Annotated in this window: 1 protein-coding gene; it reads right to left on the bottom strand. The window is 46.7% G+C overall.

The window, feature by feature from the left end:
* A partial coding sequence (locus tag ACSLUK_RS20095) for an IS110 family transposase (RefSeq protein WP_448550562.1) occupies nucleotides 1-226 on the bottom strand: 226 nt, incomplete at its 3' end.
* Nucleotides 227-255 lie beyond the last annotated feature (29 nt).

The raw sequence follows: 255 nt of genomic DNA, 5'->3' as shown, positions 1-255 counted from the left end.
ATTCCGATAGCAACCCTCTGATTTGATTGATTATCTTAGTCTGCTCAGCACCGAGTAGCTCTCTGATACGTGAAAACGCCTGCTCGTCTTGCTGCTTTATCGTTAACACTCTTGTCGGCCGCACCTTTCCATGCTGACAGGCTTCAGCAATTGCCATAGCGTCGTTGATGTCATTTTTCTGTCCTCGCAAATAACCTTTCACATGCTGTGGGGGTAATAATTCCACCGTATGTCCCTTTTCCAACAACAGCCTTG

The sequence above is a fragment of the Thalassotalea fusca genome, from assembly GCF_053485835.1.
The sequence above is the reverse complement of the archived record's forward strand: the minus strand, read 5'-3'. Positions and strand labels throughout refer to the sequence as shown.